The organism is Pseudomonas sp. PB101, assembly GCF_009764265.1.
Classification (GTDB): Bacteria; Pseudomonadota; Gammaproteobacteria; order Pseudomonadales; family Pseudomonadaceae; genus Aquipseudomonas.
Genome location: NZ_RWIR01000012.1, coordinates 26158 through 33879, shown reverse-complemented (window position 1 = coordinate 33879; position 7722 = coordinate 26158). Strand labels below are relative to the sequence as shown.

Annotated in this window: 5 protein-coding genes and 1 pseudogene; 2 read left to right on the top strand and 4 right to left on the bottom strand. The window is 62.7% G+C overall.

The features are described 5' to 3' along the window. Window positions 1–378: 378 nt before the first annotated feature. Together EI969_RS03635 and EI969_RS03630 are read right to left on the bottom strand one after the other, a co-directional pair. Complete coding sequence (locus EI969_RS03635; RefSeq protein ID WP_160385974.1) at window positions 379–1233, bottom strand: MaoC family dehydratase; 855 nt, start codon at window positions 1231–1233, stop codon at window positions 379–381. 2 nt (window positions 1234–1235) lie between these two features. After that, a complete protein-coding gene (locus tag EI969_RS03630) occupies window positions 1236–2588 on the bottom strand; it encodes a 3-oxoacyl-ACP reductase (RefSeq protein WP_160385973.1) in 1353 nt (450 codons plus the stop codon). Between the two features lie 232 nt (window positions 2589–2820). Here EI969_RS03630 and EI969_RS03625 point away from each other — a divergent pair, with 232 nt between their 5' ends. Then, on the top strand, window positions 2821–4098 hold the full coding sequence (locus EI969_RS03625) for an acetyl-CoA C-acetyltransferase (RefSeq protein WP_160385972.1): 1278 nt from the start codon (window positions 2821–2823) through the stop codon (window positions 4096–4098). 164 nt (window positions 4099–4262) lie between these two features. On the opposite strand, the gene EI969_RS30900 is transcribed toward EI969_RS03625, so the two are convergent. Further along, a complete protein-coding gene (locus tag EI969_RS30900) occupies window positions 4263–4991 on the bottom strand; it encodes a methyl-accepting chemotaxis protein (protein ID WP_371317838.1) in 729 nt (242 codons plus the stop codon). Between the two features lie 129 nt (window positions 4992–5120). Next, window positions 5121–6209: pseudogene (locus EI969_RS30895) on the bottom strand (cache domain-containing protein); the annotation flags it as partial. A gap of 446 nt (window positions 6210–6655) precedes the next feature. On the opposite strand from EI969_RS30895, the gene EI969_RS03615 reads away from it, so the two are divergent. Further along, on the top strand, window positions 6656–7549 hold the full coding sequence (locus tag EI969_RS03615; RefSeq protein WP_150719181.1) for a PA4780 family RIO1-like protein kinase: 894 nt from the start codon (window positions 6656–6658) through the stop codon (window positions 7547–7549). The last annotated feature ends 173 nt before the right edge of the window (window positions 7550–7722 follow it).

Genomic DNA, 7722 nt, shown 5'->3' with positions numbered 1-7722 from the left:
CATGCGATGAGTTCGACTGCGTCGAACGGCGCTGCGCGCCAATCCCCGGATGAACACCTCCACTCAGCCTTCCGAGGGGGCGGGTGGATCAAGATCAAGAGCTGCAGGCGAGCTAACGCTCGGCCTGTTGAGTGGTGAAGAGCAGCGGATGTACGCGGCTTTTCTGTAGGAGCTGGCTTGCCAGCGATGACGGCCTAACGGCCGACCAGTATCTCCCAGACATACGTCGATCCCTTGTAGGAGCTGGCTTGCTAGCGATGGCGGCCTGCCAGCCAACCAGTATCTCCCAGACATACGTCGATCCCTTGTAGGAGCTGGCTTGCTAGCGATGGCGGCCTACCGGCCGGCCTGATTATCTGGCTGTACATTCCCGCCTTATCAAGCCACCGGCCGCCAATGCCCAACCATATGCTCAAGTTCCCCGGCGCCCGCTAACTGCAAATCCCCGATCGACCTTGGCGCACTGGCGAGCAATGTCACCTCACTGGGCAACCGTACCGGTTTCCTGAACTGCACCGTGATCTCGACATTCGCTGTTGGCAGATGCCCGGCCAATGCCGCCAACGTGCGCGCCTTGTTCCACAAGCCATGAGCGATGGCGGTGGGGAAGCCGAAGAGTCGGGCGCTGGCTGCGCTGAGGTGGATCGGGTTGTAGTCGCCGGACACCTTGGCGTATTGCCGGCCGATGTCGGAGGGGGCTTTCCAGTGCTCGATTTCGCTGAGGGCCAGGCTCGGTGTCAGGTTTTCTTCGAGGGGGTCGCCTTCGAGTTTGACGCCGCGGCAGAGCATTTGGCTTTGCGCTTCCCACAAGGGGCCCAGTTGGTCGTCGAGGGTGGTCAGCAGATCGAATGTCGCGCCTTTGGCGTGGGGTTGCAGGTTTTCTACCTGGACGCTGACGCGCACCCGATTCACTGCGCCCATGGGGCGCAGCACGCGGATGCGATTGCTCAGGTGAATCAGGCCCAGCAGCGGGAACGGGAAGTCTTTGGCTGTGAGCAATTGCATCTGCAAGGCAAAGCCGAGGATGTGTGGGTAGGTTGGCGGCAGCAGGCCGTTGTCGGCGAAGCCGCAGACTTTGCGATAGGCCGCAAGGCGTTTGGGATCGACATCGACCCAGCAACGCAAGCCGGAGTCGGGCAGGGTGGTGCCGGTGATTTTGCGTCGCGTCGCCGCACGGGCGTATAACCCCGGCAGGCTGGGTTCGCGGTTGAGTGTGTGCCAGTCGGTAATCATCCTTAAGCCCCCAGAACGCTTTGCCCGCACACGCGCAACGCTTGCCCGGTGAACGCGCCTGTGCCCGGTTGCGCCAGCCAGGCCACGGCTTCGGCAACGTCCTGTGGCAAGCCGCCCTGGCCGAGGGAGCTCATGCGTCGTCCGGCTTCGCGCAGGCCGAAGGGGATGTGCGCGGTCATCTGTGTTTCGATGAAGCCCGGCGCCACCGCATTGATGCTGATACCGCGTTCGCTGAGCAGCGGCGCCCAGGCTTGGGCCAGGCCAATAAGCCCGGCCTTGCTCGCCGCGTAATTGGTTTGCCCGCGATTGCCGGCGATGCCGCTGATGGACGCCAGCAGGATCACCCGGCCGTTGTCGTGCAGGGTGCCGCCGTCGAGCAGGGCCTTGGTCAGCACTTGCGGGGCATTGAGGTTGACCGCCAGTACGGCGTCCCAGAATTCCGGGGTCATGTTGGCCAGGGTTTTGTCGCGGGTGATGCCGGCGTTGTGCACCACGATGTCGAGGCCGTCGGGCAACTGTTCGATCAACTGCGCAGCGGCGTCTTCGGCGCAGATGTCGAGGGTGATGCTGCGCCCGCCGAGGCGTGCGGCGAGGGCTTCGAGATCGGTTTTGGCCGGTGGCACGTCGAGCAGGATGACTTCGGCACCGTCGCGGGCCAGGGTTTCCGCAATGGCTGCGCCAATGCCCCGTGCCGCGCCGGTCACCAGTGCCTTGCGTCCGGCGAGCGGGCGCGTCCAGTCGCTGACGGGCGTCGAACACGGATTCAGGCGGATGACCTGCCCGGAGACGAAGGCGCTTTTGGGCGAGAGGAAAAACCGCAGCGGGCCTTCCAGCTGCGCCTCGGCACCTTCGCCGACGTAGATCAGTTGCAGGGTGCCACCGCTGCGCAACTCCTTGGCCAGTGAACGGCTGAAACCTTCCAGGGCACGCTGCGCGCTGGCGGCGAACGGGTCGCGCAGGGTTTGCGGGTCGCGCCCGAGAATCACCAGATGCGCGCAGTGATCGAGGTTCTTCATCAGCGGCTGGAAGAATTCGCGCAGTTGCTTGAGCTGGTCGGTGTGCAGCAGGTCACTGGCGTCGTACACCACGGCCTTGAGTTTGGGGCCGTGGCCGGGAATCCACGCCGTGGCCATTGAAGGCTCGGTGCCGTAGCTGTAGATCGCGTCGGTCAGGCGGTTGGCGAAGGCGTTGACGCGTTCGGCCAAGGGCCCGCCGCCGATCAGCAGCGCACCTTCCACGGGCCGCAGCCGGCCTGCTTGCCAGCGCTCCAGTCGAGTCGGTGCCGGTAACCCCAGGGCGCCGACCAGACGGTGGCCGATGGACGAATTGGCGAAGTCGATATAGCGGTCAGACATGGAACGCGCTCCGAAAGCTGGGGTTCAAAGTGTGGACCATGAATGGCGATCAGTCGTTCGATCCACGAGATAAGGCCTACGCTTGGTTACATTGTAGGAGCGAGCTTGCTCGCGATGGTCGTGAACGATGACGCGTATCGTCTCGAGAAATGCGTCGCCTTCCAACTCATCGCGAGCAAGCTCGCTCCTACAGGGGGCGGTTCTCGATTTGAATCATTCACCAGGAGTTCTTATGACCCAACTGCGCCGCGTCGCGATCATCGGCGGTAACCGGATTCCCTTCGCCCGCTCCAACGGCCCCTACGCCACGGCCAGTAACCAGGTGATGCTCACCGCCGCCCTCGAAGGCCTGATCGAGCGTTACAACCTGCACGGCCAGCGCATCGGCGAAGTGGTCGCCGGGGCGGTGCTCAAGCTGTCGCGGGACATGAACCTCACGCGCGAGTGCGTACTGGGTTCGCGCCTGTCGCCCGCCACCCCGGCCTATGACATCCAGCAGGCATGCGGCACCGGGCTGGAGGCGGCGTTGCTGGTGGCGAACAAGATTGCCCTGGGCCAGATCGACTGCGCCATCGCCGGTGGCGTGGACACCACTTCGGATGCGCCGATCAGCGTCAGCGAAGGGCTGCGCAGAATCCTCCTGCAAGCCAACCGCGCGAAAACCACCGGCGACAAACTGAAAACCTTCCTGCAGTTGCGCCCCAGGCATCTGATCCCGGAGTTCCCGCGCAATGGCGAGCCGCGCACCGGGTTGTCCATGGGCCAGCACTGCGAGCTGATGGCCCAGACCTGGAACATCCCGCGCGAGGCGCAGGATCAACTGGCGCTCGAGAGCCATCAGAAACTGGCGGCTTCCTACGCCGAAGGCTGGCACAACGACCTGATGACACCCTTCCTGGGGCTCACCCGCGACAACAACCTGCGCCCGGACTCCACGCTGGAAAAGCTCGCCGCGCTCAAGCCGGCCTATGAGAAAAGCGCCAAGGGCACCCTGACCGCAGGTAACTCCACGCCACTGACCGATGGTGCGTCACTGGTGTTGCTGGGCAGCGAAGAGTGGGCGAAGGCGCGAGGCTTGCCGATTCTGGCCTACTGGCGCGACGGCGAGGCGGCGGCGGTGGACTTCGTCAACGGCGCGGAAGGCTTGTTGATGGCGCCGGTCTACGCCGTGCCACGGTTGCTGGCGCGCAACGGGCTGACCTTGCAGGACTTCGACTATTACGAAATCCACGAAGCCTTCGCTGCGCAAGTGCTGTGCACCTTGAAGGCCTGGGAAGATCCCGAGTACTGCAAAACCCGTCTCGGGCTCGATGCGGCGCTGGGCTCGATCGACCGCAGCCGGCTCAACGTCAAGGGCAGTTCACTGGCGGCGGGGCATCCGTTTGCCGCCACGGGCGGGCGCATTGTCGCCAACCTGGCGAAGTTGCTGGATGCGGCGGGCAAGGGGCGGGGACTGATTTCGATTTGTGCGGCGGGTGGGCAGGGTGTGACCGCAATCATCGAGCGCTGAACACAAAAAACTGTGGGAGCGAGCTTGCTCGCGATAGCGGTGTGTCAGTCAACAAAGATGTTGAAACTGCTGGCCTCATCGCGAGCAAGCTCGCTCCCACAGGTTTTGTGTTTGGCTCAGATTATGTGAACGACACTGAAATCTTGTGGGAGCGAGCTTGCGGGTTAAGTACGAAACCTGCGCACCAACCCGTCCAGTTCATTCGACAACCCGGCCAGGCTCTGGGAGTCCAGGCGCGCCGAGTTGGCCAGTTCCGCCACCAGTTGCGCATCACCATGGATCTGGCTGATGTGCCGGTTGATGTCTTCGGCCACTTGATGCTGTTGTTCCGCCGCCGTGGCGATCTGGGTGTTCATGTCGCGGATCACGTCCACCGACTCGCGAATCTGCCCGAAGCTGTTGCGCGCCTCGCCGATGCGCGTCACCGATTGCTGGGAGACTTCCAGGCTGGCGTGCATCTGTTGGGTCACCTGGCTGGTGCGTTTGGCCAGGTTGCCCAGCAGCCCGTCGATTTCTGCGGTGGAATCGGCGGTGCGCTTGGCCAGGGCGCGTACTTCGTCGGCCACCACGGCAAAACCGCGACCCTGTTCACCGGCCCGTGCCGCTTCGATCGCGGCGTTCAGCGCCAGCAGGTTGGTCTGTTCGGCGATTGAACGGATGGTCCCGAGGATCGACTGGATGTCATTGCTGTCACGCTCCAGTTGCTGCATCGACTGGGCCGACTGTTCGATTTCCTGGCTCAGGCGATCCACGCTGTTCACCGCCGCATCGATCTGCTGCTGACCTTCGCGCGCCTGGCGCTGGCCACTGTCGGCCGATTCCGCCGCCTGGCTGCAAGAGCGCGCGACTTCGTTGGCGGTGGCGACCATTTCGTGGAACGCCGTGGACACCATGTCCACCGCTTCGCGCTGGCGCCCGGCGGCTTCGGCCATGTCGCTGGAGACCTGGGTCGAGCTCTTGGATGTGGCGAGGATCTTGCCTGCCGCGCCGCCGATGTTCTGGATCAGGTTGCGAATCGCGGCCAGGAATTGATTGAACCAGTTGGCCAGTTGCGCGGTTTCGTCGCTGCCGCGGATCTGCAGGTTCTGGGTCAGGTCGCCTTCGCCCTGGGCGATGCCTTCCAGGCCGCTGGCCACGCTGCGGATCGGGCGCACGATGAGGCTGGCAAAGCTGGCGCCGACGACGGCGAAGATGACCGCCAGTACGGCGGCGATGATCGCGATCAGCCAGGTCAACTGGGTCGCGGAGCTCATCACGTCGTCCTGTTTGATCAGGCCGATGAAGGTCCAGCCCAGCTGCTCCGACGGCCAGACGTTGGCCATGTAGCGCTCGCCATTCAATTCCACTTCCACCAGGCCCTTGCCGGCCTTGGCCAGTTGCGCGTAGCCGTCGCCCAGGCTGTTCAGCGGTTTGAAGTTGTGTTCCGGTTGTTTCGGATCCACCAGGACCATGCCGGTGTTTTCCAGCAGCATCAGGTAGCCGGTTTCACCGAGCTTGATCTGCTTGACGATTTCGGTGAGCTGCTTGAGCGTCACATCGATGCTGACCACACCGCCGTTGGTGCCCAGCTTGTTGTCGATGGTGCGCACGGTGCTGACGTAGGTCGCGTCGTCCTGGGCCCAGTAATAGGCCTCGGTACGGAACGGCTTGCCCGGCTTGGCCTGGGCGGCCTTGTACCAGGGGCGCTGGCGCGGGTCGTAGTTGTTCAGTTTCGGATCATCCGGCCACGACACGTAGCCGCCGGCCGCCGTGCCGAGGATGGCATAGGCGTAAGACGGGTGACTGTTGCCCAGGTCCTGGAGCAGGGTGAAGACTTTCTTGTCCGCCTCGCCCTGGGGGACGCTCTCGGCGTTGGCAGCCATGTAAGTCTTGAGGCTGTCGTCGGAATTTCGGATCAACGGCTGCTTGGCCAGGTAATCGACGTTCTGGCTGATGCCGTCAAAGAACAATTGCATGGCGTTGCTGACCTGACGAATTTCGCGGGCACTGCCGTCGATGAATTCGTCCCTGGCATCACTGCGCAGGTTCAGCACAACGAGCGTGGCGACCAGCACCACGGGCAGGCAGGCGATGATTGCAAACGCCCAGGTCAACTTCTGTTTGATGTTCATCCGCGCTCCAGATTTTCTTGTAGGCCCACGCAGTGCAGATGACTCGCGGTTTATTGGCAGCCGTAAACGTTCTTGGTCAACCCGGGTCCTTGAGTGCGGCATCGCTATTATTGGGGGAGCGATTGTCGGACAAATCACTTTGTCACTAAGGACTTCGGCTGTTGTCGGAGGAAATTGAGGCCTGATGGGAAAAATCCTACGGAAGGTGCGAGCTGTGATGTCAGCTTCTGTCGCAATTGCCCTCAATGCCCTTGCACAACAACTGACGCAAGCTCGGCTATGATCTGCTCCGACCGGTGGCGGTCGTCGGTTTTACCCGGTGAAATCGGCACATTGTGTGCTTCTGCAATACTCATGAGTCGGCAACCCCTCCCCCCCGTGGATGGATTGCCGTATAACGAATGACTTTCGCGTGTTTGGTAATAAAGGACCCACAATAAAAGCTGATGAAGACTCCAAAACGCATTGAACCCCTGATCGAGGACGGTCTGGTCGACGAGGTGCTGCGCCCACTCATGAGTGGTAAAGAAGCAGCTGTTTATGTGGTGCGCTGCGGCAACGAGTTACGTTGCGCGAAGGTCTACAAGGAGGCGAATAAACGCAGTTTCCGTCAGGCGGCCGAGTATCAGGAAGGTCGCAAGGTGCGCAATAGCCGTCAGGCCCGGGCAATGGCCAAGGGCTCCAAGTTTGGCCGCAAGGAAACCGAAGACGCCTGGCAGAACGCCGAAGTGGCGGCGCTGTTCCGTCTGGCCAGTGCCGGTGTGCGGGTGCCCAAGCCGTTCGACTTCCTCGAAGGCGTACTGCTCATGGAACTGGTGGCCGACGAGTACGGTGACGCCGCGCCGCGCCTGAACGATGTGGTGCTGGAGCCGGACCAGGCCCGCGAGTATCACGCGTATCTGATTTCGCAGATCGTGCTGATGCTGTGTACCGGTCTGGTGCACGGTGACCTGTCCGAGTTCAACGTGCTGCTGACACCGACCGGCCCGGTGATCATCGACCTGCCGCAAGCGGTGGATGCCGCGGGCAACAACCACGCGTTCAGCATGCTGGAGCGCGATGTGGGCAACATGGCGTCTTACTTCGGGCGGTTTGCCCCGGAGTTGAAGAAGACCAGGTACGCCAAGGAAATGTGGGCCCTGTACGAGGCCGGCACCTTGCACCCGGCCAGTGTCCTGACCGGCGAGTTCGCCGAAACGGAAGAGCTGGCCGACGTGGGCGGCATCATGCGCGAGATCGAGGCCGCGCGCCTGGATGAAGAGCGCAAGCAAGCCGTACGCGCGGCGGACGATGCGCCGCCGGGCAAGACCGAAGAACCGCCTCCGCCTTGGATGCAGTGATCGGTTAAAAAAACCCGGCTTCGGCCGGGTTTTTTGTGGGTTACAGATTCAATACCTGTGTCGACTGTTAGTCCGCCTTCGCGGGCAAGCCCGCTCCCACAGGGATTTGTGCATGTGTGCAGAATTTGTGATCGGCCGCAAACACTGTGGGAGCGGGCTTGCCCGCGATGGCG